Annotated in this window: 1 protein-coding gene; it reads right to left on the bottom strand. The window is 74.5% G+C overall.

Annotated features, from left to right (window positions below):
- Positions 1-486: tetratricopeptide repeat protein (locus tag PO768_RS29065; protein ID WP_272648832.1), on the bottom strand; the 486-nt coding region annotated here is incomplete at both ends.

The raw sequence follows: 486 nt of genomic DNA on the forward strand, positions 1-486 counted from the left end.
CCAGGCCGGCGGCGAAGTCGCCGCTGTCCATCTCGGTCTGGGCCAGGAAGCGGCAGGCCAGCGCGGCGGTGCGCGCCTGCGGCTGACCGGCGCTGAGCTGCAGGCATTCGCGCAGCAGCTCGCGGGCGTTGTCGAGCTGGCCCAGGCGCCGCAAGGCCTCGCCGGTATGGGCCAGGCAGAGCCCGATCATGCCGGGCCAGCGGGCGCCGCGCGCCAGATCCAGCGCGCGCTTGAGCCAGTCCATCGCGCTCTCGAAATCGCTCATCCGGGTGTAGGTGAAGCCCAGATTGGTGGCCAGCGCGATGGCCCGGCGCAGTTGGCCGCAGCGCATCGCCAGGCCGAAGGCGGTCGAGAAGGCCTCGATGGCGGGCAGGTAGTCGGCCTGCATGGCCGCCAGCAGGCCGCGGAAATCGGCCAGCGCCGCGCCGCACACCGGCTCGGGCGATGCGGCCGGCAGGCGCTGGGCCCAGTCGCGCTCGGCCGCCG

The organism is Paucibacter sp. XJ19-41, from assembly GCF_028462495.1.
GTDB lineage: Bacteria > Pseudomonadota > Gammaproteobacteria > Burkholderiales > Burkholderiaceae_C > Roseateles_E.